The 21,316-nt window shown below is 55.1% G+C and carries 20 protein-coding genes; 14 read left to right on the top strand and 6 right to left on the bottom strand.

Translation table 11 applies throughout. From position 1 onward, the window contains the following. The first annotated feature begins 19 nt into the window (after window positions 1–19). Window positions 20–664 carry an LON peptidase substrate-binding domain-containing protein gene (locus WBC85_RS00245; protein ID WP_424432682.1) on the top strand — a complete coding sequence of 215 codons (645 nt, stop codon included), beginning with the start codon at window positions 20–22 and terminating at the stop codon, window positions 662–664. Beyond that, complete coding sequence (locus tag WBC85_RS00240) at window positions 661–852, top strand: Trm112 family protein (RefSeq protein ID WP_424432681.1); 192 nt, start codon at window positions 661–663, stop codon at window positions 850–852. Before WBC85_RS00245 ends, WBC85_RS00240 begins: the two co-directional genes overlap by 4 nt. On the opposite strand, the gene WBC85_RS00235 is transcribed toward WBC85_RS00240, so the two are convergent. After that, the gene (locus WBC85_RS00235; protein WP_424432680.1) at window positions 849–2,111 is read right to left on the bottom strand and encodes a UbiH/UbiF/VisC/COQ6 family ubiquinone biosynthesis hydroxylase; all 1,263 of its coding nucleotides are present in this window, start codon (window positions 2,109–2,111) and stop codon (window positions 849–851) included. The two genes, WBC85_RS00240 and WBC85_RS00235, sit on opposite strands and share 4 nt — an antisense overlap. Window positions 2,112–2,154: 43 nt before the next feature. Between WBC85_RS00235 and WBC85_RS00230 the strand changes: the two genes are divergently transcribed. The 4 genes from WBC85_RS00230 (at window position 2,155) to WBC85_RS00215 (ending at window position 8,583) form a co-directional block, all read left to right on the top strand. Then, window positions 2,155–3,483, top strand: a complete 1,329-nt coding sequence (locus WBC85_RS00230) for an amidase (RefSeq protein WP_424432679.1) — start codon at window positions 2,155–2,157, stop codon at window positions 3,481–3,483. A gap of 110 nt (window positions 3,484–3,593) precedes the next feature. Continuing rightward, on the top strand, window positions 3,594–4,772 hold the full coding sequence (locus WBC85_RS00225; RefSeq protein ID WP_424432678.1) for an aminotransferase class I/II-fold pyridoxal phosphate-dependent enzyme: 1,179 nt from the start codon (window positions 3,594–3,596) through the stop codon (window positions 4,770–4,772). Window positions 4,773–4,788: 16 nt separating this feature from the next. Continuing rightward, window positions 4,789–7,899: a DNA translocase FtsK 4TM domain-containing protein gene (locus tag WBC85_RS00220; protein WP_424432677.1), complete on the top strand. Its 3,111-nt coding sequence runs from the start codon at window positions 4,789–4,791 to the stop codon at window positions 7,897–7,899. 78 nt (window positions 7,900–7,977) lie between these two features. Then, on the top strand, window positions 7,978–8,583 hold the full coding sequence (locus WBC85_RS00215) for a LolA family protein (RefSeq protein WP_424432676.1): 606 nt from the start codon (window positions 7,978–7,980) through the stop codon (window positions 8,581–8,583). 1 nt (window position 8,584) lies between these two features. Here the strand turns inward: WBC85_RS00215 and WBC85_RS00210 are convergent, their stop codons facing one another. Together WBC85_RS00210 and WBC85_RS00205 are read right to left on the bottom strand one after the other, a co-directional pair. Next, on the bottom strand, window positions 8,585–9,172 hold the full coding sequence (locus WBC85_RS00210) for a lytic transglycosylase (RefSeq protein WP_424432675.1): 588 nt from the start codon (window positions 9,170–9,172) through the stop codon (window positions 8,585–8,587). 87 nt (window positions 9,173–9,259) lie between these two features. Then, window positions 9,260–10,141, bottom strand: a complete 882-nt coding sequence (locus WBC85_RS00205) for an AEC family transporter (protein WP_424432674.1) — start codon at window positions 10,139–10,141, stop codon at window positions 9,260–9,262. A gap of 84 nt (window positions 10,142–10,225) precedes the next feature. Here WBC85_RS00205 and hspQ point away from each other — a divergent pair, with 84 nt between their 5' ends. Continuing rightward, entirely contained in the window at window positions 10,226–10,552 is a 327-nt protein-coding gene (hspQ, locus tag WBC85_RS00200) for a heat shock protein HspQ (protein ID WP_424432673.1), read from the top strand. Here hspQ and WBC85_RS00195 read toward each other — a convergent pair. From WBC85_RS00195 to WBC85_RS00185, 3 genes are all read right to left on the bottom strand, one after another. Continuing rightward, on the bottom strand, window positions 10,549–12,126 hold the full coding sequence (locus WBC85_RS00195; RefSeq protein WP_424432672.1) for a gamma-glutamyltransferase family protein: 1,578 nt from the start codon (window positions 12,124–12,126) through the stop codon (window positions 10,549–10,551). The two genes, hspQ and WBC85_RS00195, sit on opposite strands and share 4 nt — an antisense overlap. 314 nt (window positions 12,127–12,440) lie before the next feature. Beyond that, entirely contained in the window at window positions 12,441–12,923 is a 483-nt protein-coding gene (locus WBC85_RS00190) for an ATP-binding protein (RefSeq protein WP_424432671.1), read from the bottom strand. Next, window positions 12,916–13,263 carry an STAS domain-containing protein gene (locus tag WBC85_RS00185; RefSeq protein ID WP_424432670.1) on the bottom strand — a complete coding sequence of 116 codons (348 nt, stop codon included), beginning with the start codon at window positions 13,261–13,263 and terminating at the stop codon, window positions 12,916–12,918. The genes WBC85_RS00190 and WBC85_RS00185 overlap by 8 nt, the downstream gene beginning before the upstream one ends. 70 nt (window positions 13,264–13,333) lie before the next feature. Between WBC85_RS00185 and WBC85_RS00180 the strand changes: the two genes are divergently transcribed. The 7 genes from WBC85_RS00180 (at window position 13,334) to WBC85_RS00150 (ending at window position 21,285) form a co-directional block, all read left to right on the top strand. Then, on the top strand, window positions 13,334–13,795 hold the full coding sequence (locus WBC85_RS00180) for a GAF domain-containing protein (RefSeq protein ID WP_424432669.1): 462 nt from the start codon (window positions 13,334–13,336) through the stop codon (window positions 13,793–13,795). A gap of 98 nt (window positions 13,796–13,893) precedes the next feature. After that, window positions 13,894–14,466 (top strand): helix-turn-helix domain-containing protein, encoded by a 573-nt coding sequence (locus tag WBC85_RS00175; RefSeq protein ID WP_424432668.1) that lies wholly within the window; start codon window positions 13,894–13,896, stop codon window positions 14,464–14,466. A gap of 10 nt (window positions 14,467–14,476) precedes the next feature. Then, window positions 14,477–15,097 (top strand): LysE family translocator, encoded by a 621-nt coding sequence (locus WBC85_RS00170; protein WP_424432667.1) that lies wholly within the window; start codon window positions 14,477–14,479, stop codon window positions 15,095–15,097. Continuing rightward, window positions 15,094–15,477, top strand: coding sequence for a GFA family protein (locus WBC85_RS00165; protein WP_424432666.1), 384 nt, complete (start codon window positions 15,094–15,096; stop codon window positions 15,475–15,477). The genes WBC85_RS00170 and WBC85_RS00165 overlap by 4 nt, the downstream gene beginning before the upstream one ends. Window positions 15,478–15,486: 9 nt before the next feature. Next, window positions 15,487–17,937 (top strand): GcvT family protein, encoded by a 2,451-nt coding sequence (locus WBC85_RS00160; protein ID WP_424432665.1) that lies wholly within the window; start codon window positions 15,487–15,489, stop codon window positions 17,935–17,937. Continuing rightward, window positions 17,934–18,830, top strand: coding sequence for a homocysteine S-methyltransferase family protein (locus WBC85_RS00155; RefSeq protein WP_424432664.1), 897 nt, complete (start codon window positions 17,934–17,936; stop codon window positions 18,828–18,830). Before WBC85_RS00160 ends, WBC85_RS00155 begins: the two co-directional genes overlap by 4 nt. A gap of 13 nt (window positions 18,831–18,843) precedes the next feature. Next, window positions 18,844–21,285 (top strand): GcvT family protein, encoded by a 2,442-nt coding sequence (locus tag WBC85_RS00150; RefSeq protein ID WP_424432663.1) that lies wholly within the window; start codon window positions 18,844–18,846, stop codon window positions 21,283–21,285. Window positions 21,286–21,316: the final 31 nt, after the last annotated feature.

Genomic DNA, 21,316 nt, shown 5'->3' with positions numbered 1-21,316 from the left:
GCGCGCTAGGTTGCCTGATATGAAAAACATTGGCGATCTACCAGATATCTTACCGGCCTTTCCATTGCCCGGTGCTTTGCTTTTGCCGCGCTCGCGCTTGCCGTTGCACATATTTGAGCCGCGTTATCTGAGCATGGTTGATGACGCGCTCAAGACCCAAGGGCGGTTGATCGCAATGATTCAGCCGAACCCGGGTCGCACGGGCGATGAAAAAGGTTTGCACCGTATCGGATGCGCTGGGCGTATTACCCAGTTCTCCGAAATGGAAGACGGGCGCTATATGCTGACGCTTGGCGGCGTGTCGCGGTTTCGATTGTTGGGCGAGGTCGATGGATTTACGCCCTATCGCCGCATAGAAGTGAACTGGGACGGCTTCGAGCAGGATCAAGCAGCTTCGGAGAAAGACGTCATGTTTGATCGCGACGCATTTCTGAACCTGCTGTCAAAGTACTTCACGACGCGTGATTTGAACGCGGATTGGGATACACTGAAAGAGGCAGATGACGAATTGTTGGTGAATTCGCTTTCGATGATGCTGGACTTCGAGCCCGAAGATAAACAAGCGCTGTTGGAGGCCCCAAGCCTGTCAACGCGGCGCGAAACGCTGGTCACCTTGATTGAATATTTCCTGCGTGGCGGCGAAGCAGAGGAAATGATGCAATGAGTATAGATAACGCTGAACCTGGCTTTGATCCGCATATGCTTGAGGCATTGATTTGTCCGCATACGCATGGGCGCTTGGATTATGACGCAGAGGCACAGGAACTTGTGTCTAAAAAAGCGGGTCTGGCATTTCCGATCCGTAATGGCATTCCTGTTATGTTGCTGGACGAGGCGCGCAGGCTGGATTAAAGCGCGCGCCCTGTCATCAGCTTGGGTAGATCGCCTGTTAAACCCGCAGCTTCGCGAATGAAGTTGCGGCGCAGGCTAGGTACCGAGTTGATAAGGCCCATCCCCAAATCGCGCCCTAAGCGCAGGAACGGGTTATCGTTTGAAAACAACCTGTTAAATGTATCGGTGGCGGCTGCCAAGGTGGTCGTGTCAAAGCGGCGCCATTGTTGATATCGCTCCAGAACGAGCGGGGAAGCGATGTCCTCGCCGCGACGCATCGCCAAAATCATGACTTCGGCCAAAGCCGCAACATCGCGCAGGCCTGCGTTCAAGCCTTGCCCCGCAATCGGGTGCATTCCATGTGCAGCATCACCGATCAGGGCAAGGCGCTCGGCGATGAAACGCTCTGCAATCGTGAGGTTCAACGGATAGGTAAAGCGCGCGCCTGCAAGTTTGATTTCGCCCAGAAAATCGCCGAACGCGGGGCGCAGGGCGTCTAGGTATTCTTCGGTGTCGAGCGCTTGAATGCGCGCGGCATTGGCATCCGTTTCGCTCCATACGACAGAACTGCGATTGCCTGTCAAAGGCAGGATCGCAAGCGGGCCGGATGGCATGAAAAACTGATGCGCGATCCCGCCGTGGGGCTTTTCGTGTTCGATCGCACAAACCAGCGCTGTTTGTCCGTAATTCCAGCCCGTGCGCTTGATCCCCGCGCGTTCAGCGGTGCCGCTACGCCGGCCATCTGATCCGATCAGCAAACGTGCGCGAAGTGTTTCGCCAGATGCGAGTGTCACCGACGCTCCGTGCAGGTCGCTCGCTTGGGCGATCACGGTCTCTTCATTGCGCAATGTAATTTTCGGATTTGCGTCCATCGCGTCGATAAAAGCGCGCCTGAGATAACGATCCTCGATCATGTAACCCATTGGTCCTTCTTCGATTTCCGCGTGATCGAAATGAAGAAAAAACGGTGAAGGGCCTTCACCCGCGCGTCCATCGGTTACTTTTATTTCCAGCATGGGCTGGGCCTTTTCAGCCAGCTCGTCCCAAAGGCCAATCGCCTTCAGCAATCGCTGGGTCGCCAACGCCAAGGCATAGGATCGTCCATCAAAATCGGTCGCTGCTCTGCTCGCAACAGGAAGCGTGTCGATGACCGTGCTACTTAACCCGCCTTGCGCTGCCGCAAGGGCCAGAGCGGGACCGTTCAGGCCACCACCGATGATGATGAGATCGCTATCAAATGTCATGCTTTTCAATATGGGAGCATCGGTAGGATTGTCCATGCGCGACTCTGCCGCTACCGTCGAGACAAATAGGAGAAATGTGATGCAAGACTGGTTGAAAATGAGCGCAGCTGCGCTGGGGCGTGGCATTGAATCGGGCGATATTGATCCTGTTTCCTTGGCCGAAACCTATCTGGATGCAGCTACATCGCACCCAATGAGCGGTCGCATCTATGCGCGCCTGACGCCTGAGCGGGCATTGTCTGAGGCAAAAGCTGCGGCCAACCGTGCGAAAGCCGGGCAGCGGCGTTCGCTATTGGACGGCGTTCCGATCAGTTGGAAAGATCTGTTTGATACTGCTGGCGTAGCGACGGAGGCGGGTAGCGCATTGCTCAAAGATCGCATTCCGACGCGGGACGCCGAAGTTCTGCGCGTTGCCACGTCGATGGGGACAGTGTGCATCGGCAAGACCCATATGAGCGAGCTGGCCTTCTCTGGACTTGGTTATAATCCCATCACCGAAACGGCGCCCTGTGTGCATGATCCTGATGCCGTTTCTGGCGGCTCATCGTCGGGCGCGGCGGCCTCGGTCGCGCACAACATTGCGCCCTTGGCAATCGGTTCTGATACGGGCGGTTCGGTGCGTATCCCATCGGTTTGGAATGATCTGGTCGGTTTGAAAACCACTGCGGGACGCCTCACGCTGGAAGGTGTTGTGCCGCTGGTCAAAAGCTTTGATACAATTGGCCCATTGGCGCGCACCGTGGAAGATGCGGCGCTTGCGCTGGGTATTCTGGAAGGCACACGTGGCCCCGACCTGGCAGGTGCAAGTCTGGCAGGAACGCATTTCGGGGTTTTGAAAACGCTCGCATTGGATGATGTTGAAGATCAGCCCCGCACAGCGTTTGAAAGTGCAATCCAGCGCTTGCAGGCCGCTGGCGCGCAAATTTCGACGATTGAAGCACCTGAAGTGCTTGAGGCGATTTCACATGCTGGCCCACTTTTCCCGGGGGAGGCCTATGGAATTTGGCGCGATGCCATAGAAGCCAATCCAGATGTGATGTTTGCTCAGGTTTTGGGCCGTTTCCGCGCGGGCGCTGATTTTTCGGCTCCTGACTATGTCGCGGCTTGGGAAACGTTGCACAAACTGCGCGATATCTGGAATGCGCGCATCGCTGGTTTTGATGCTGTGTTAACGCCGTCTTGCCCGATCATGCCGCCAAAAATTGCAGATCTCGCGGCAGATGAGCCTTATTATGTTGAGCGAAACCTCAAAACCCTGCGCAATACGCGGATCGGTAATTTGATGGGCAGTTGTTCTTTGACACTGCCCACCGGCCTTCCCAGCTGCGGAATAATGCTTACAACTTTGCCACTTCACGAAGAACGGTTGCTTCGGCTTGGTGCGGCGGCAGAGGCAGCACTGGCCTAAAAGCCACAAGTCTTTCAGAAACTTGCGGTTTTTGTTGGACGCGAGGCACAGCCTTGGGTTACTTTAGTCTCAACGGGGCGACAACGATCCCGATATTGAGGCAGTCAAATATGTTTCCCGAGCGGTTTTCGAACCTTCCGGCCTATGCGTTCCCGCGTTTGCGCGCGCTATTGGACCATCACACGCCTGGCGGCGACGTGGTGCATATGACCATTGGCGAGCCGAAACATGCATTTCCCGATTGGGTTTCCGGCATTATCGCTGACAATGCAGCTGGCTTTAACAGCTACCCCCCGAACGACGGTACACCCGAATTACAGGGCGCAATTGCAGATTGGCTGAAGCGGCGCTTTGGTGCCGTGGTCGATCCGTCGAACCAGGTTATGGCGCTGAATGGTACGCGCGAGGGCCTCTATAATGCTGCTATGGCGCTTTGTCCCGAGACGAAGAACGGTGCCCAGCCAGTTATTCTGACGCCTAACCCGTTTTATCAGGTTTATATGATTGCCGCGATTTCGGTCGGCGCAGCGCCGCATTTCGTCAACGCAACTGCCGCTTCGGATCATTTGCCGGATTTCAATTCTGTTCCCGCAGAAGTGCTAGAGCGTACCAGCATTGCCTATATGTGCTCGCCGGCGAACCCGCAGGGTGCAGTTGCCACAGATGAGTTCTGGCGCAATCTGATCGCGCTGGGCGAAAAGCATGATTTCCAGATTTTCGCCGATGAGTGTTACTGCGAAATTTACCGCGATGCGCCGCCGGTTGGTGCGTTGAAGGTCGCGCAGGATATGGGCGCTGATCCTGAACGGGTCGTTGTGTTCCATTCGCTTTCTAAGCGTTCGAATTTGCCGGGCCTACGCTCTGGCTTTGTCGCGGGCGGACCCGAGAGCATCAAGCGCATCAAACAATTGCGCGCCTATTCGGGTGCGCCTTTGCCGCTGCCTTTGCAGAAAGTGGCGGAGCGTGCTTGGGCGGATGATACCCATGTGGATGAAAACCGCGCACTTTATCAGGAAAAATACCGCATCGCGGATGAGGTGTTTGCCAATGTGCAAGGCTACCAAGGCCCCGACGCGGGGTTCTTCCTGTGGCTGCCTGTCGAGGACGGCGAAGAGGCAGCGCTGAAGTTGTGGCGCGAAACAGGCGTGCGCGTGCTTCCAGGCGAATATCTTAGCAAAGACACGAACCAGGGCAATCCTGGCAAGGAATATATCCGGGTCGCCATGGTGGCCCCAAAAGACGAAATGCAGCGCGGGCTGGAAAAAATCCGCGACTGCCTATTCGCATAAAAAACGAGGAACGGTGATGGCATATCAGGCGCGCGGACGGGATCCACTTTTGGACAGCAACATGCAGGTCATGATTGAAAAACGTGGCAAGGAAATGATTGGCGCGGCGCTGATCGTTCTGGGCGTTCTGGCTGCTATGGTTGTTGGATCCTACACGCCGACCGATCCGAGCTGGCTTTCGGCAACCGATGCACCTGTGCAAAATATGCTGGGTCAGTTGGGTGCCTCAATCGCAGCGCCGTTATTCATGATCGTTGGCAAAGCCGCATGGGTTATTCCCGTCGTAGCGCTGGCATGGGGCGCGCGTTTCGTTCTTCACAAAGGCGCAGAACGCGCGTTAAGCCGTTTGATTTTCTTGCCGATCGCTGTGGTCGTTTGCGCGGTCTACGCTTCATCCCTTGTGCCGGGCGCTGGCTGGGCCCACACTTTTGGTTTGGGCGGACTGTTCGGTGACACGGTGCTTGGTGCGTTTTTGACGTTCCTGCCGTTTAGCGCGGCATTCGGGCTAAAGCTGGTGGCGTTTTTCTTGGCGATTGCCACGGTTGTGATGATGGGCTTTGTGCTTGGCATGACGCGCTATGAGCTGAAAGAAGGCGCGCGTTTCCTCGCAATTGGCGTCGTCGTCAGCTATGCCATGGGCATGCGTTTGATTGGCAAGGGTGCCAGCGGCGCGGTTAAGGCTGCGGGAACAATGCAGGCACGCCAGAATGAGCGCCGAGAAGCGCAGCGCGTGGAAGACGAAGCTCGTGCAGCACGGCGTGTGGCGGAAGAGCCGCGGATGAGTTACGCAGAACCTGACCCTGTGATCGAACCTGTAATGCCTGCCCCTGCGCCGTCGCCCGAGAAGGAAAAGACTGGGCTGCTTGCACGGATGCCGTCATTGATAAAGCGTGCCGATCCGATGCCAGAGCCTGAACTAATCGAGCAATTTCAAGCAAATAACTACGCGGAAATGCCATCGGATGACCGCATCAAAAGCAAGATCTCCGATGTTATCCGCAACCGCGTTCGTCAAAATCCATCGGTTCAATCAGAACGCGTTGCGCCGCTTACCAAGGGCCGTGGTCGTGGACCGACACCTTTGCTTGTGGATACCGCTCAGCCCAATATGCGCGTTGAGCCACCTTTGACTGCAACGCTGGTGGCAGCGCCGCCAACAACCGTGGCACCGGCGGCAGGCGCGCTCGCGTTTAGTTCTGCGCGTATTGAGCCAAGTCCGATGCCTGTTGCTGAACCTGCTCAGCCAGCGCCCGCGTTTTTGAAATCAAACACGCAGTCGCAGCCCCATTTCGAGCAACCAGTTCCACAAGAGCCGACGGCGATGATGGCACCTGTTGTTGAATCCGCGCCGATGCGACAGCCCGTACCTTCAGCGTTTGATGCTATGCCGACCGAGCATTTGCCAGAAACAGAATGGGCCGACACGCCAAGTTTTGAAAGCGCACCGCAGGTTGATGAAATCGCCATGGCAGCTTACGCGCCAGCAAGCGAGCCAGTGGTTGTGAAAGAAGAGCCAAAAAGTGTTGTGCAGCATCCTGCGCGCAAGCCTGTCCAACCGTCAGCGCGTGCCAAGGCAGAGGCGCAACCGACGTTGAAATTTGCGGACAGCGCGACAGCGTTCGAGTTGCCACCGCTTAACCTTCTGGAAAGCCCTGTTGAAATCCAGCGCCATCATCTGAGCGATGAATCGCTCGAAGAAAATGCGCGCATGCTTGAAGCCGTTCTTGATGATTACGGTGTTAAAGGCGAGATCGTTTCGGTCCGTCCCGGCCCCGTTGTAACGATGTATGAACTAGAGCCTGCACCCGGTTTGAAAGCATCCCGTGTAATCGGCCTTTCAGATGATATCGCGCGCTCCATGTCCGCACTATCCGCGCGTGTGTCTACCGTGCCGGGCCGTTCTGTTATCGGTATTGAATTGCCGAACGAGCACCGCGAAAAGGTGGTCCTGCGCGAGATTTTGTCCAGCCGCGATTTTGGGGATGGCCAGCAGAAACTGCCGCTTGCTTTGGGAAAAGATATCGGCGGCGATCCTATCGTGGCCAACCTTGCCAAGATGCCCCACCTTTTGATTGCGGGTACGACTGGCTCGGGTAAATCTGTTGCGATCAACACGATGATCCTGTCGCTGCTTTACAAGCTGACGCCAGAAGAATGCCGCCTGATTATGATTGATCCCAAGATGCTAGAACTGTCAGTCTACGACGGCATTCCGCATCTTCTGTCGCCGGTTGTGACGGATCCGAAGAAGGCGGTTGTCGCCCTCAAGTGGACCGTTGGCGAAATGGAAGAACGTTATCGCAAGATGTCCAAAATGGGCGTGCGTAACATTGATGGCTACAACAGCCGCGTCGCAGATGCCCTTAGCAAGAACGAAATGTTCTCGCGCACTGTGCAGACCGGTTTCGATGACGAGACGGGCGAGCCGATCTTCGAAACGGAAGAGACGCAGCCAGAGAAAATGCCCTACATCGTCGTTATCGTTGACGAGATGGCGGATCTGATGATGGTCGCAGGGAAAGAGATCGAAGCCTGCATTCAGCGCCTCGCGCAGATGGCGCGGGCTTCTGGTATCCACCTGATTATGGCGACACAGCGTCCGTCTGTGGACGTTATCACCGGTACGATCAAAGCGAACTTCCCGACACGTATTTCGTTCCAGGTGACCTCGAAAATCGATAGCCGCACGATCCTTGGTGAAATGGGTGCAGAGCAACTGCTTGGCATGGGTGACATGCTCTATATGGCGGGTGGTGCCAAAATTACCCGTTGCCATGGCCCGTTTGTTTCCGATGAAGAGGTTGAAGAAATCGTCAACCACCTCAAGCAGTTTGGCCCGCCCAACTATATGAGTGGCGTTGTGGAAGGCCCGTCAGAGGATGCGGCCAGCAGCATAGATACGGTACTTGGCCTAGGTGGGAATACCGATGGCGAAGATGCGCTATATGACACCGCGGTTGCAATTGTCGTAAAGGATCGCAAATGCTCGACTTCATATATCCAGCGCAAACTGGCCATCGGCTATAACAAAGCTGCGCGCCTTGTTGAGCAGATGGAAGATGAGGGTCTCGTTTCCCCTGCAAACCACGTAGGCAAACGCGAAATTCTTGTTCCAGAGCAGCAATAAAGGCAGACATTCGCCGCTCTCATTCTTGTGAGCGGCGCGTGGGGTGTACCTGGCGTTCAGAATGGTTAAGTGAAGTTTATGAAATTATGGTCTGTCCTCCCCGCCGCCGCGATTGTGTTGGCTACAGCGATGCCTGCCAGCGCGCAGAAAATCTCGCTCAATGCGATTTCCCAGTACTTGAACGGGCTTAGCACCGCTAAAGGCGCGTTCACGCAAGTGAACGACGATGGAACAATTTCCACGGGCACGATCTATATCAAACGCCCCGGGCGAATTCGCTTTGAGTATAACCCGCCTGAACGCGCGTTGGTTCTGGCAAGTGGTGGTACTGTGGTGATCTTTGATCCCAAAACCAACGAGCCACCTGAAAGTTACCCGTTGGCGCGCACGCCTTTGTCGATCATTCTGGATAAGAACGTGAACCTGAACCGTGCCCGTATGGTCGTGGGTCACACGGCAGATGACAAAACCACGACCGTCACAGCGCAAGATCCTGAGCACCCGGAATACGGTAATATTCAACTGGTGTTTACAGCCAACCCCGTTGAACTTCGCCAATGGGTCATCAATGATGATGCGGGTAGCCGCACCACCGTTATTTTGGGTGAGTTGAACAAGAACGCGTCGATGAACAACGCTCTTTTCGCTCCTGAGACGGCGATCCAGAAGTCAAATGATCGCTAGGTTATCTGCGGCAGCGACTTAGTTGCTCGCGATAGGTGCTTGAGCGCTGTCCAACTTCTGAGGCGACACGCATCAGCCAGCTTTTGCCGTAAAAGGTGCCGCGCGAATAACCTGTGTGGCCTTCGTGATATGCCAGATACTGGTTCGTCGCATCATCAAGAGCAATACCATTGCGATCACGTGTGAGGTTCATATACCAACCCATAAAATCGGTGGCATCGCTAATGCGATCACGGCGGGCAGAGCGTCGGCCCTGATCCTTTTGGTATTCTTCCCAGGTCGCATCTAGCGCCTGCGCATAGCCATAAGCAGAGCTTTGGCGGCCCATAGGTAATACGCCAAGGGTGTATTTGACCGGGGTACGGGCATCGCCCTTAAATTTGCTTTCCTGATACATCGCGGCCATCTGCACGTGGACAGGCACGCCCCACTTGCGTTCTGCCTTGCGGAACGCTGTCATGTATTCAGGGCGCTGCTTTGCAATGCTGCACGCGTTATCAAGATCACGGGGGGCGGACGATTTACTGCCGCCTCCGCCGCATGATGCGACCAAGCTCAAAATCACTAGGGCGCGAAAGAATCTGCTCATTTGCCTCTCGCTTTTCGTCTTTTTTGTTTTGTGCATTTTAGCCTAATTTGCAGCTACACAAAATGACTTTTGCTTGAGTGTGGGCCCTTAAAGGAGAATTGCCAGCAGAAGCGGTATTGCAGCAACGGACATTAGGGTTGAAACAACGACAAGTCCGGCAACAGCATCCGCATCGGCGCCGTATTTTTCGGCCAACATATAGGATGTCACAGCCACGGGCGTCGCGATTTGTACGATCAGAACAGCGCGCGCAATCTCGTTTAGATCGAATAGGCCGGCAATGCCGAAGGCTATCGCGCTGCATAGGGCGACCTTGATAAAGGACAGCACAAACGCTTGCCCGATTCGCCCGGGCGTGAGCCGCGCAACTGCAACGCCTAACGTGATAAGCATGAGCGGGATGAGCATTTGTCCAATCAGTTCTAGCGCACTTGTCAAGAAGCGAGGGGTTTCCCAGCCCTGCCAAAGGAAAAGCGCACCCAACAATGTTGCTGATACAATCGGCTCTTTCAGCGCGCGCAGAAAACTCCCGCCGCCAGAGACAACCCAAATGCCAAACGTAAACGACAGCACTGCCATCACAGCAAAAACGACCAGCGCGTAGCTTAGCCCTTCGGGACCAAAGGCGAACAAGGCCAGCGGAAGCCCGAGGTTTCCAGTGTTGCCGAAAATCAGGGCCACAAGGTAGGTACGCTGCTCTAATCCAGCAAGCTTGAGACCTATGGCAAGCACAAGGGCGATTGCGCCGTAGGTGGCAAGGCTGGCAATAGACAATGTCGTCAAAGCTGCTGGATCAATGTCGGTTTTCATCAATGCGGTGAACATTAAGCAGGGCGCTGCCAGTGTCATGGCGAGACGGGTGACAAATTCCACTCGATACTCGAACCCGAATTTCACCCATGCGAAGCCAACCAGTGCCAAAAGGAAAACCGGCGCGACGATCTCAAGCACTGTTACAAAGAGGTTCACAGACTGTTTCCCTGAAAATACGTCCAAAGATTGGACAAGTCGCTCTTGAATTGGGTACTAACCAAATGTAGGGGCTGCAATGCAATGATGACCGCGCACGCAAAATATCACCTTGGACAAATCGTCCGTCACAAAAAGCACCCGTTCCGCGGCGTGGTTTTTGACGTTGATCCCACGTTCAGCAATACCGAGGAATGGTACGATGCCATTCCAGAGGACAGCCGTCCCAAGCGGGAACAGCCATACTATCATTTGCTCGCTGAAAATGACCAAAGCTATTATGTAGCTTATGTGTCCGAGCAAAATCTGATTGCCGACTATTCAGGCGAGCCAGTAGACCACCCAGATATTCAAGATCTGTTTGGTCCGATTGAAGACGGCACGTACCCGCTACATTTCCAGCTGAATTAATACCCCAATGCGCAGCCGTCCTTGCGTGGATCGGATGCACCTATCAGTACTCCTTCCGGAGTGATGCGAATCGATTGCGCACCGCCGATCGGGCCATTTGGAATTTGGACAGAGTGACCCATCTCGGCTAGCTCGGCGCGCACAGCATCTGAATAGCCTTTTTCAACCTTCAGAATACCCCCATCAGCAAAGGCCCGCGGTGCATCAATGGCGTCCTGTGCGCTCATTCCGAAATCTTGGAGATTGGAGACGAAACGCGCATGGCCATTCGGTTGATAAGCGCCGCCCATAACGCCGAATGGCATCATGGGTGTTCCATTCTGCGCCAACATTCCGGGAATAATTGTGTGCATTGGACGTTTACCGCCTGCCAGCTCGTTTGGATGACCTTGCTCAAGCGAGAAGCCAGCCCCGCGGTTCTGAAGCAAAATGCCGAATTTCTCAGATGCGATACCCGATCCGAAGCCATGGAAGATGGAATAGATCAGCGACACAGACATCCCGTCGCGATCGACGACGGTGATATAGATCGTGTCTTTGTGAACGGCTTCGCTGATCGGTGCGGCAGCTGCCATTGCCCGTTTAGGATCAATGAGCGCAGCAAGCTGTTTGGCCGTTTCAGGCGCAAGCATATGCGCGAGGCGCGTCGTATGATCCGGATCGGCAAGGAAGCGATTGCGCGCATCATAAGCAAGTTTAGCGGCTTCGGCTTCGATATGCGCGCGTTCTGAACCAAAGGGCTCCATTGCGGCTATGTCGAAATGCTTGAGTATGTTCAAAAGCAAAATAGCGGTTGCGCCCTGGCCGTTCGGCGGATGCTCGACCAGATCAACGCCCATGTAATTGCCGCTAACGGGCGTGGTTTGTTCACTGCTGACACGAGCAAAATCGTCGGCACCGTGCACGCCGCCAAGCGCGCTTAGCGCTGCAATCATATCGTCGGCGATTTCGCCTTCGTAAAAGGCTTTGACGCCATCTTTGGCGACACGGCGCAATACTTCGGCTTGCCCGGGAGCACGGAAAATTTCGCCAGCTTTTGGGATTTTTCCATTGACTAGGTAGTGATCTTTGGCACCGCCCTGGAGCATGGGCGCGGCTTCGATCCAATCAAATGCCACGCGCGGCGCTACCGGCACACCTGCATCCGCATAACGTATCGTAGGTTCAAGCAAGGCATCAAAGCCAAGTTTGCCCCATGTTTCGCTCATCTTGGAAAAGGCATGCATAGCGGTTGGGATGGTTACGGCGTCAGGTGTGTTGAGTGGAACCGTCTTGTGACCTTTCTCGCGCAAAGTTTGCGCGTTCGCGTTGGCTGGTGCGCGCCCAGAGCCGTTATATGCGAAAATTTCGTTACTGCCAGCTGGGGACACCAGCGCGAAGAGATCACCGCCGATACCGGTCATTTGCGGCTCGCAGATCCCTAGGACCAAGGCACCAGCAATCGCTGCGTCCATTGCCGTTCCGCCGCGCTTGAGAATATCCAAGGCAACATCAGCGCCTATTGGGTGCGATGTGGCGCACATCCCGTTTGTAGCAAATACTTCGGAGCGGCCCGGAAAATGAAAATCGCGCATGATGCCTCACAATTGTTGATTAGCCTGACACTACGGCGGCTTTTTCACTTTGCCAATGTTATGAGGGAGGTTCCGACGTCGCGTACTGGGTGGGGGCAATTAACACGCGACGTCGGTATGAAGCTATATGCAGCTACAAGAACAGTTTTGCCTGTCGACAGCGGCACCATTAGGGAAGGATTGTGGCATTTTGCCGACGTTGCACCTGCGTGGATTGTGTCGCGGCGTCGGCTGCAATCCTTGCGCGCTAATTGTACCACGAACATCTAAGAAGCCGGCACGACCAACCCAAACAGATTCGGGCGTTTTGAATTTCAGTCGGATTCTGATGGCAAAGAGAAGCGCAAAATGTTCCTGCCTTGGTCGCGTCGATAAACCAGCGACGTCGTCATGTCACGAATGAGGCCCCAGCCAAAGCCCCCCTCTGGGAGGTCATTTAATTCCGCTGAAAGGTCATGATGTTGCTTTTCCGGTAGCACGCCTTTGGGAAGCGGTTTGCCCTGATCGACAAGTTCAAACAGCAGCAATCCCTCAAGACGCTGACAGTTCAAGGAAATTGTTCCAAGGCCTGTGTCTGCGTAGGCATGTTCCACAATGTTGTTCGCAGCCTCCGCAAGAACGATTTCCACTGTGCCGATGGCAATATCCCCTATTGATAACGCACGCAGCGTTGATCGCACCGATTGCAATGCGTTCCGCACAGCACACTCGCGTGCTGCGAAAACCAGTGAGATATCATAAGGGCCGTAAGATAGACGCGATGTTGCCAATCTTTCGGTCATTGAGCCATCAGGCACTTTTGGCCTCGTTCGTTTTCAAGGCATCAAGCGGGGATTTGAAGATCTTGAAGACGCGCTCCATACGCGTCAGCGCGAACACCTTCGCGACAATCGGCGTCAGTCCTGCCAGATGCAGCGGGCGTTCGCTGCCAAGGAATTTCATCGCCGCGACAATCGCGCCAAGCCCACTTGAATCCACGAAATCAACTTCTGATAGGTCTAGAACAACGGGGCCTTCCTGTTCGTTCGTAAGGGCGCGGATGTTGTCCTTGAACTGTATCGCAGCAGCAGCGTCTATTCGTTTGTCCTGCACTTTGATGATCTGAAAATCGCCTGAAACTTCACTTGTCATATTCATCGGTGTCTTGCCTGTTCTAGAGAATCTGCGAACACAGCTAAAAGCAATTGGTTACGATTCGGTGAGCACGATGACGCAAGTGAACTACGACGATCTACGAAGCGCCCTACTATCGCTGACCCATAACGAAACGGATGAAGTCGCGTTGATGGCGACCTTTGCCTGTGAAGTCCATCATAGTGACAGCCGTTTCGACTGGACGGGATTTTATCGGGTAGTTGGTCCTAATCTATTAAAAATAGGTCCCTATCAGGGCGGGCATGGCTGCCTGGTAATCCCATTTGAACGCGGTGTTTGCGGCGCTGCTGCGCGTTCGCAATCAATTCAACTTGTTCCCGATGTTGATGCGTTTTCGGATCACATTGCCTGCGCAAGCTCGACGCGATCCGAACTGGTGATACCGGTAAAGAACAGTGCTGGGCGCTTGCTGGGCGTGCTTGATATCGACAGTGACCAGCTTGATGCATTTACACAAACGGATGCGGATCAACTGTCAGCGTTGCTCGATGAAGTGTTTTCCGAGGTTGCCTAGCACTACAATGACGCCTTCGTGAAAAAATGCATTGATTTTTCACCACCGTTCTGGCTTGGTGAAATTTAAGGGACATTTTTCACGAAAGTCGGCAATCGGTGATTCAGTCAGACCTGACAAAATCCATAAGCCTTGGCGCGGACCTTCGGGCGCTGCGCAAGTCGCGTGGGATGACGTTAAGCGATCTGGCAGAGGGGCTGGATCGATCTGTCGGCTGGCTAAGCCAAGTTGAACGGGACCTTTCAGAGCCGTCCGTCGCCGATCTGAAACAAATTGCAAAAGCCTTGGGCGTCCCTGTTTCGATCCTGTTCGGTCAGGCGCATTCACCAGCGGATGAAACTGGGTTGATCGTGCGTGCCCATGCGCGCCGTCCGATTGGCTCAAGCGCGGAAGGCTTGATCGAAGAACTTCTCTCGCCTGATCTGACCGATGACTTTGAAATGGTGCATTCCACTTTCGAACCGGGTGCAAACATGCAAGAGGCCGTTTCCCGTCCGACGCAGGAAGTTGGCTATCTCGTTTCAGGTTGTTTGGTTCTTGAAATAGATGGTCGCACATTCACAGTGCGCGCTGGGGATAGCTTTCGTATCAAAGGCGCGGCTTATCGTTGGTCTAATCCTTATGAAAAACCTGCTGTTGCGATTTGGGTGATCGCACCACCAGTTTATTAGGAGGTCGTGTATGGGCTTTGAAGCATGGACGATCTTTGCCTTGTTCTGGGCCGTTTTTGTAACGACGCCGGGCCCAAATGCGGTGAATTGTATCTCCAACGGTATGCAGCTTGGATTTGTCCGCAGCCTTTGGGGCGTGGCGGCAATCCTGACCCAAGCGAGCGCCTTTTTGATTCTGTCTGCGCTGGGCGTCACCGCCCTTATCGCGGCATCGGAAACCGGCTTTCTGGTTGCGAAATATATCGGGGCTGCGTGGCTTATCTGGCTTGGAATTATGGGGTGGCTAAATGCAGCCAAACCAGCGCCAAGCCTGCCGCCGACGAAAGGTAACATCTACTGGCGTGCGCTGGCAATTGCGGTGATTAATCCCAAAAGCGTCGCGGGGTATCTTGCGGCTTTTTCGCAGTTCGTTCAGCCAGAAGTTCCGATTTGGGACCAAATGACGGTCATTATACCGACCGCACTTATCCTAACGACACTTAGCTATTGCGGGTTCACGGCCCTTGGTGCGGGTCTTGGACGCGCGGCGCTTGGCGCTGTGTTCAATGTCTGGTTCCGGCGCGTGATGGCGCTGTGTTTCATTATTTACGGCGTGCTTCTTGGCACTGCACAAATCGGGAGAGCGTCATGAAAACCGGTAGCTGCCTTTGCGGTGGCGTCACATTCGAGCTGCATGGCGACTTGCGCAGCTCTGTTGCCTGCCATTGCGATCAATGTCGCAAGACCAGCGGGCATTATGTTTCAGCAACTCAGGTCGGGCCAGATCAACTGATCCTGCAAAGCGAAGAAACACTGGCGTGGTATCAATCCTCACCAGAGGCCAAGCGCGGTTTTTGCAATCGCTGTGGCGCGTCTCTGTTCTGGAAACATCAGGGCGACAAGGGCGCTGTTTCGGTCATGTCAGGTACCATCGACGGGGCCACAGGCATTACGACGTCAAAGCACATTTTTACCGCCTATAAGGGCGATTACTACGATATCGCGGATGGCCTTCCGCAAAGCGAAAACTAGGGAGCGAACATGGCAGACTTTCCAACTACGGCCCGCGTGGTCATCATTGGCGGCGGTGTCGTCGGCACATCAACGCTATATCATCTGGCCAAGGCGGGTTGGAAAGACTGTGTTTTGCTTGAGAAGAATGAGCTAACTGCGGGATCGACATGGCACGCGGCGGGCAACGTGCCGAACTTTGCAGGCTCTTGGGCGGTGATGAACATGCAGCGCTACGGCGCGAAAATGTATCGCACGCTCGGCGCGGATGTCGATTATCCGATGAATTATCATGTGACCGGCTCGATCCGGCTCGCGCATACCAAAGAGCGGATGCAAGAGTTCGAGCGCGTTGCAGGAATGGGGCGTTATCAGGGTCTGGAGATGGACATTATGTCCTTGCCCGACATCAAGGAAAAGCATCCTTTCTGTGAAACCCATGATCTGGCCGGCGCGCTATGGGATCCGCTGGATGGTGACATTGATCCTGCGCAACTGACCCAAGCGCTGGCCAAAGGCGCGCGCGATGCGGGCGGGCGGATCGAGCGGTTCTGCCCCGTGACCGGCATTGATCGCGACGGCGACGAGTGGATCGTGAAGACAGACAAAGGCGATATTCGCTGCGAGAAGGTGGTCAACTGCGCTGGCTATTACGCGCAGCGCGTCGGCGAGATGTTCAAGCCGCATGGCGGGCGCACGGTGCCAATGGTGGTTATGTCCCACCAGTATTTTCTGACAGGCCAACTGCCCGAGTTGGAAGCATGGAGCAAAGAGCAGGGCCACAAGGTGCCACTGCTGCGTGACGTGGATATCAGCTATTACCTGCGTCAGGATAAAAACGGTTTGAACCTTGGCCCTTATGAGCGGAACTGCAAGGCGCATTGGGTCACGCCCGATGATCCCATGCCGGAAGACTTCAGCTTCCAGCTTTATCCCGATGATCTGGAACGTTTGGAGTTCTATATCGAGGACGCGATGGCGCGGGTACCTTTGTTGGGGCAGGGCGGTGTTGAACGCAATATCAACGGCCCGATTCCCTATGCGCCCGATGGCCTGCCGATGATCGGCCCGATGCCCGGGTGCCCGAATGCCTATGAGGGGCATTCCTTTACTTTCGGCATCGCCCAAGGCGGCGGCGCGGGCAAGGTATTGTCGGAATGGATCATGCACGGCGAAACCGAAGATGACATGTGGGCCTGCGATCCGCGTCGTTACACCGATTACACGGATCACGATCATTGCCTCGCCAAAGCGCTGGAAACCTACGGCCATGAATATGCGATGCATTTTCCGCATCACGAATGGCCAGCAGGGCGGGATAAGAAGCTTTCTCCAGTGGATAGCAAGGTGCGCGAACTGGGCGGCCAGATGGGCGCTTACAACGGATGGGAGCGCGCGAATTGGTTTGCCAAGGATGGCGATGATACCTCTGAGGAAAGCACGCAAACATGGGAGCGGGGTGGCCCTTGGGAGCAGCGCATCAAGGAAGAGGTCGAAGCCGTGCGCGATGGCGTTGGCGTTCTCGATCTACCGGGCTTTTCCCGTTTTAATCTAAGCGGTGAGGGCGCTGCCAAGTATCTGCGCGGTTTGATTGCGGGTGCCTTGCCCAAGATTGGCCGCATGAACCTTGCTTATTTCGCAACGAGCCGTGGCCGCATTCTGACCGAGATGTCGATCATGCGTCATGACGAGGATTTCTTCACGCTGATTACAGCTGCAACGGCCCAGTGGCATGACTTTGATGTCTTGAACAATAATTTGCCTGCGGGTCTTACGCTAACGGATCATACGACCGAGTATTCAACGTTGATCGTTACAGGCCCCAAATCGCGTGCATTGTTCGAAGCGCTTGGTACTGAGGCGGACCTTTCTTCTGGCTGGCTCACGCATCAAGGCGCAAAAGTTGCAGGCGTCAATTGCGCGCTGAACCGCGTGAGTTTCGCGGGGGAGCTCGGCTGGGAAATCCACGCGGCGAATGCAGATATGCCTGCGCTTTATAAGGCCGTGCTTGGCGCAGGGGCTGTGCCTTTCGGGATGTATGCCTTGAACTCAATGCGTATCGAAAAAGGTTATCGCGCTTGGAAGGGCGACCTGTCTACCGACTACACCTTACTTGAAGGCGGTCACGAGCGGTTCATCAAGTTCGACAAACCACAGGACTTCCCCGGCAAGGCCGCGCTTTTGTCTGAGAAGCAGGCGGGCCGCAAAAAAGGCTTTGTCACGCTTACGATTGACGACGCTTGCGAGTTCGACGCGCCCTACATGTCCACCATCTGGAACGGGGATGAGGTTGTCGGCGAAGTAACGTCCTCAGCCATGGGATACCGCACGAACAAATGCATCGCGCTGGGCATGCTGCGCGCGGATCTGCATGCGGTCGGCACCAAGCTGGAGGTTGAAATCTTTGGCGCACGCTATGGCGTGACGGTGCAGGCCGACGAACCCATGTGGGATCCTGCGAACGAAAGGCTACGTGCGTGAGCGATATAACACTGTTGGACGGCGGTATGGGGCAAGAGTTGGTGCATCGCGCTGGTGATCGCCCGACGCCGCTTTGGTCGACGCAAGTCATGATGGACAAACCCGGCCTAGTTGCGCAGGTTCACGGCGATTTCTTCAAGGCGGGCGCGACGATTGCGACGATGAATAGCTATGCGATTCATCGTGATCGTCTTGCGCGGGTTGGGATTGAGGATCAATTCGAAGCACTGCAAGCAATGGCATTGAGAGAAGCGCAGAGCGCACGTGACCATTATGGTTCAGGACGCGTTGCCGGCAGTATCGGGCCGCTCGGAGCGAGCTATCGTCCTGATGTGCATCCGCCTGTCGACATCGCGGTCGGGCTTTATGCTGAAGTCGCAAGCCAGTTCAAAGGCCATGTTGATCTTGTTTTTTGCGAAACGGTCGTATCGCTTGAGCATACGCGTTGCATCATTGAAGGTGCCAGGTCGGCGGGAGTACCCATCTGGTGTTCGTTCTCGGTTGATGATGAGGACGGAAGTAAGTTGCGTTCGGGTGAGGCGGTGCAGGAGGCTGTTCAAATTGCAGCTGACATGGGCGTGGTTGCGGTTCTTGCGAACTGTTCTGCACCAGAAGCTATTCCCGCCGCATTGGTTGAGCTGAAGCGGAGCGAACTGCCCTTTGGGGCCTATGCAAACGGGTTTACGCAGATCACCAAGGATTTTCTGAAAGACAGCCCGACAGTGGATGCGCTTGAAATGCGCCGTGATTTCACGCCTGACCTCTATGCCGATCATGTCATGGACTGGATCGAATTGGGTGCGACGCTGGTGGGCGGTTGCTGCGAAGTCGGACCTGCCCATATTGCCGAAATCGCCAAGCGGCTACGCGCGGCTGGCCAAACAATCGTTTAAAGGAATTTGCCTGATGTCTCTTCCTAACAAAGCTCGCGTTGTCATCATTGGCGGCGGTGTTATTGGGTGTTCCGTCGCCTATCACCTCGCGAAACTCGGCTGGAAAGATGTGGTTCTGCTTGAACGCAAGCAACTCACGTCTGGTACAACTTGGCACGCCGCTGGCCTGATTGCCCAGCTGCGCGCGACCAAAAACATGACCAAGCTGGCGAAGTATTCTCAAGAACTTTACGGAAATCTGGCCGCGGAAACGGGTGTCGAAACCGGCTTTAAGCGCTGCGGCTCGATCACGGCGGCGCTTACGGGCGAGCGGCTGGAAGAGCTGCAACGCCAAGCGGCTATGGCGCGTTCTTTCGGGGTGGATGTGGAAGAAATATCCCCAGCCGAGGTGAAAGAGAAATACGAGCATCTGAATATCGAGGGCGTAACAGGGGGTGTTTATCTCCCTCTTGATGGACAGGGTGATCCTGCGAACATTGCCCATGCGCTGGCCAAGGGTGCACGGCAGAACGGCGCGTTGGTAAAAGAGGGATATCTGGTCACGGGAATACAGAAGGAAGGCCGCCGCGTTACGGGTGTGACATGGGAAGACAAGAACGGCGAAACGGGCAGCATTGAAGCCGAGCATGTTGTGAACTGTGGTGGCATGTGGGGGCATTCGATTGCACGTATGGCTGGCGTGAACGTACCGCTACATGCGTGCGAGCATTTCTACATCGTGACCGAAGCAATCCCCGGCCTGACGCAAATGCCTGTGCTGCGCGTCCCGGATGAGTGTGCTTATTACAAAGAGGACGCGGGCAAGATGCTGCTGGGTGCATTCGAGCCTGTAGCCAAGCCTTGGACCTTGGACATTCCCAAGGATTTTGAATTCGATCAATTGCCCGAGGATTTCGATCATTTCGAGCCTATCTTGGAAAATGCAGTGAACCGCATGCCGATGTTGGCAGAGGCGGGGATACATACGTTCTTCAATGGTCCTGAAAGTTTTACGCCCGATGATGCCTATCACCTTGGCCTCGCGCCCGAGATGGATAATTTCTGGGTCGCTTGCGGGTTCAACTCGATCGGTATCCAATCAGCAGGGGGCGCGGGATCGGCGCTGGCACAATGGATGGATGCAGGGCAAAAACCCTTTGATCTGGGCGATGTGGATATTTCCCGCATGCAGCCGTTCCAAGGCAACAAAACATATCTTTTCGAGCGTTCAAAAGAGACGCTTGGCCTGCTCTACGCAGACCACTTTCCCTACCTGCAAAAGAAGACCGCGCGCGGGGTGCGGCGCACGCCGTTTCATAGCCAGCTTTTGGAACGCGGCGCAGTCATGGGCGAGATCGCCGGCTGGGAGCGAGCGAACTGGTTCGCGCGCGAAGGTCAAGAGCGCACATATCGTTACAGCTGGCAACGCCAGAACTTCTTTGACAACGTGCGCGATGAACATATGGCAGTGCGAACAAATGTTGGCATGTACGACATGTCTTCCTTCGGCAAGCTGCGCGTGGAAGGGCGCGATGCGGAGGCGTTCCTGAACTATGTGGGCGGCGGGGATTTTTCTGTACCTGTGGGCAAGATTGTCTACACGCAATTCCTGAACCAGCGGGGCGGGATTGAATCCGATGTGACGGTGACGCGTCTGTCCGAAACGGCCTATCTTGTGGTGACACCTGCCGCGACGCGCCTTGCGGACGAAACATGGATGCGGCGTCATCTTGGGGCTTTCAATGTGGTCATTACCGATGTCACAGCTGGCGAAGGCGTGTTGGCGGTGATGGGGCCGAAAGCGCGCGACTTGTTGCAAGCTGTATCGCCGAATGACTTTTCCAACGCAGTGAATCCATTTGGCACAGCACAGGAAATCGAGATCGGCATGGGCCTTGCCCGCGCGCATCGCGTGACTTACGTGGGCGAGCTTGGATGGGAGATTTACGCCAGCGCCGATATGGCGGGCCATGTGTTCGAGACGCTTTACGAAGCGGGGCAGGATATCGGGCTGAAGCTTTGCGGGATGCACATGATGGATACCTGTAGGATTGAAAAGGGATTCCGCCATTTCGGCCATGATATCACGTCAGAAGATCATGTGATGGAAGCGGGCCTTGGCTTTGCGGTGAAGAAGGACAAGGCCGATTATGTGGGCCGCGAAGCGATTTTGGACAAGCAAGAGAACGGCCTTGATGTGCGCCTGTTGCAGTTCAAGTTAAGTGATCCACAGCCGCTACTTTATCATGCCGAACCCGTGCTTCGGGATGGGGAGATTGTCAGCTATCTGACGTCCGGTGCCTATGGGCATCATGAAGGCGCTGCGATGGGAATGGGATATATCCCATGCAAGGGCGAGGCTTTGGCGGATGTCCTTGCATCGAGTTACGAGATCGACGTGGCGGGAACGCGGGTCAAGGCGGAAGTTTCGTCCAAACCGTTCTATGATCCCAAGTCCGAAAGGGTGAAGGCATAGGTTTCGGATCGCTTTCGCGATCCGACTGAAG

Source organism: Planktotalea sp., assembly GCF_049680325.1.
Lineage (GTDB): Bacteria > Pseudomonadota > Alphaproteobacteria > Rhodobacterales > Rhodobacteraceae > Planktotalea.
Note: the sequence above shows the minus strand (reverse complement) of the source record. Positions and strands in the feature narration are given on the sequence as shown.

What these genes read in the sequence shown, in the direction of transcription:
- WBC85_RS00210 (WP_424432675.1), bottom strand. Translation starts at nt 9,172, where the DNA reads ATGAGCAGATTCTTTCGCGCCCTAGTGATTTTGAGCTTGGTCGCATCA.
- WBC85_RS00185 (WP_424432670.1), bottom strand. Translation starts at nt 13,263, where the DNA reads ATGAATATGACAAGTGAAGTTTCAGGCGATTTTCAGATCATCAAAGTG.
- WBC85_RS00160 (WP_424432665.1), top strand. Translation starts at nt 15,487, where the DNA reads ATGGCAGACTTTCCAACTACGGCCCGCGTGGTCATCATTGGCGGCGGT.
- WBC85_RS00195 (WP_424432672.1), bottom strand. Translation starts at nt 12,126, where the DNA reads ATGCGCGATTTTCATTTTCCGGGCCGCTCCGAAGTATTTGCTACAAAC.
- WBC85_RS00165 (WP_424432666.1), top strand. Translation starts at nt 15,094, where the DNA reads ATGAAAACCGGTAGCTGCCTTTGCGGTGGCGTCACATTCGAGCTGCAT.
- WBC85_RS00170 (WP_424432667.1), top strand. Translation starts at nt 14,477, where the DNA reads ATGGGCTTTGAAGCATGGACGATCTTTGCCTTGTTCTGGGCCGTTTTT.
- WBC85_RS00240 (WP_424432681.1), top strand. Translation starts at nt 661, where the DNA reads ATGAGTATAGATAACGCTGAACCTGGCTTTGATCCGCATATGCTTGAG.
- WBC85_RS00235 (WP_424432680.1), bottom strand. Translation starts at nt 2,111, where the DNA reads ATGGACAATCCTACCGATGCTCCCATATTGAAAAGCATGACATTTGAT.
- WBC85_RS00245 (WP_424432682.1), top strand. Translation starts at nt 20, where the DNA reads ATGAAAAACATTGGCGATCTACCAGATATCTTACCGGCCTTTCCATTG.
- WBC85_RS00215 (WP_424432676.1), top strand. Translation starts at nt 7,978, where the DNA reads ATGAAATTATGGTCTGTCCTCCCCGCCGCCGCGATTGTGTTGGCTACA.
- WBC85_RS00220 (WP_424432677.1), top strand. Translation starts at nt 4,789, where the DNA reads ATGGCATATCAGGCGCGCGGACGGGATCCACTTTTGGACAGCAACATG.
- WBC85_RS00180 (WP_424432669.1), top strand. Translation starts at nt 13,334, where the DNA reads ATGACGCAAGTGAACTACGACGATCTACGAAGCGCCCTACTATCGCTG.
- WBC85_RS00150 (WP_424432663.1), top strand. Translation starts at nt 18,844, where the DNA reads ATGTCTCTTCCTAACAAAGCTCGCGTTGTCATCATTGGCGGCGGTGTT.
- hspQ (WP_424432673.1), top strand. Translation starts at nt 10,226, where the DNA reads ATGATGACCGCGCACGCAAAATATCACCTTGGACAAATCGTCCGTCAC.
- WBC85_RS00225 (WP_424432678.1), top strand. Translation starts at nt 3,594, where the DNA reads ATGTTTCCCGAGCGGTTTTCGAACCTTCCGGCCTATGCGTTCCCGCGT.
- WBC85_RS00230 (WP_424432679.1), top strand. Translation starts at nt 2,155, where the DNA reads ATGCAAGACTGGTTGAAAATGAGCGCAGCTGCGCTGGGGCGTGGCATT.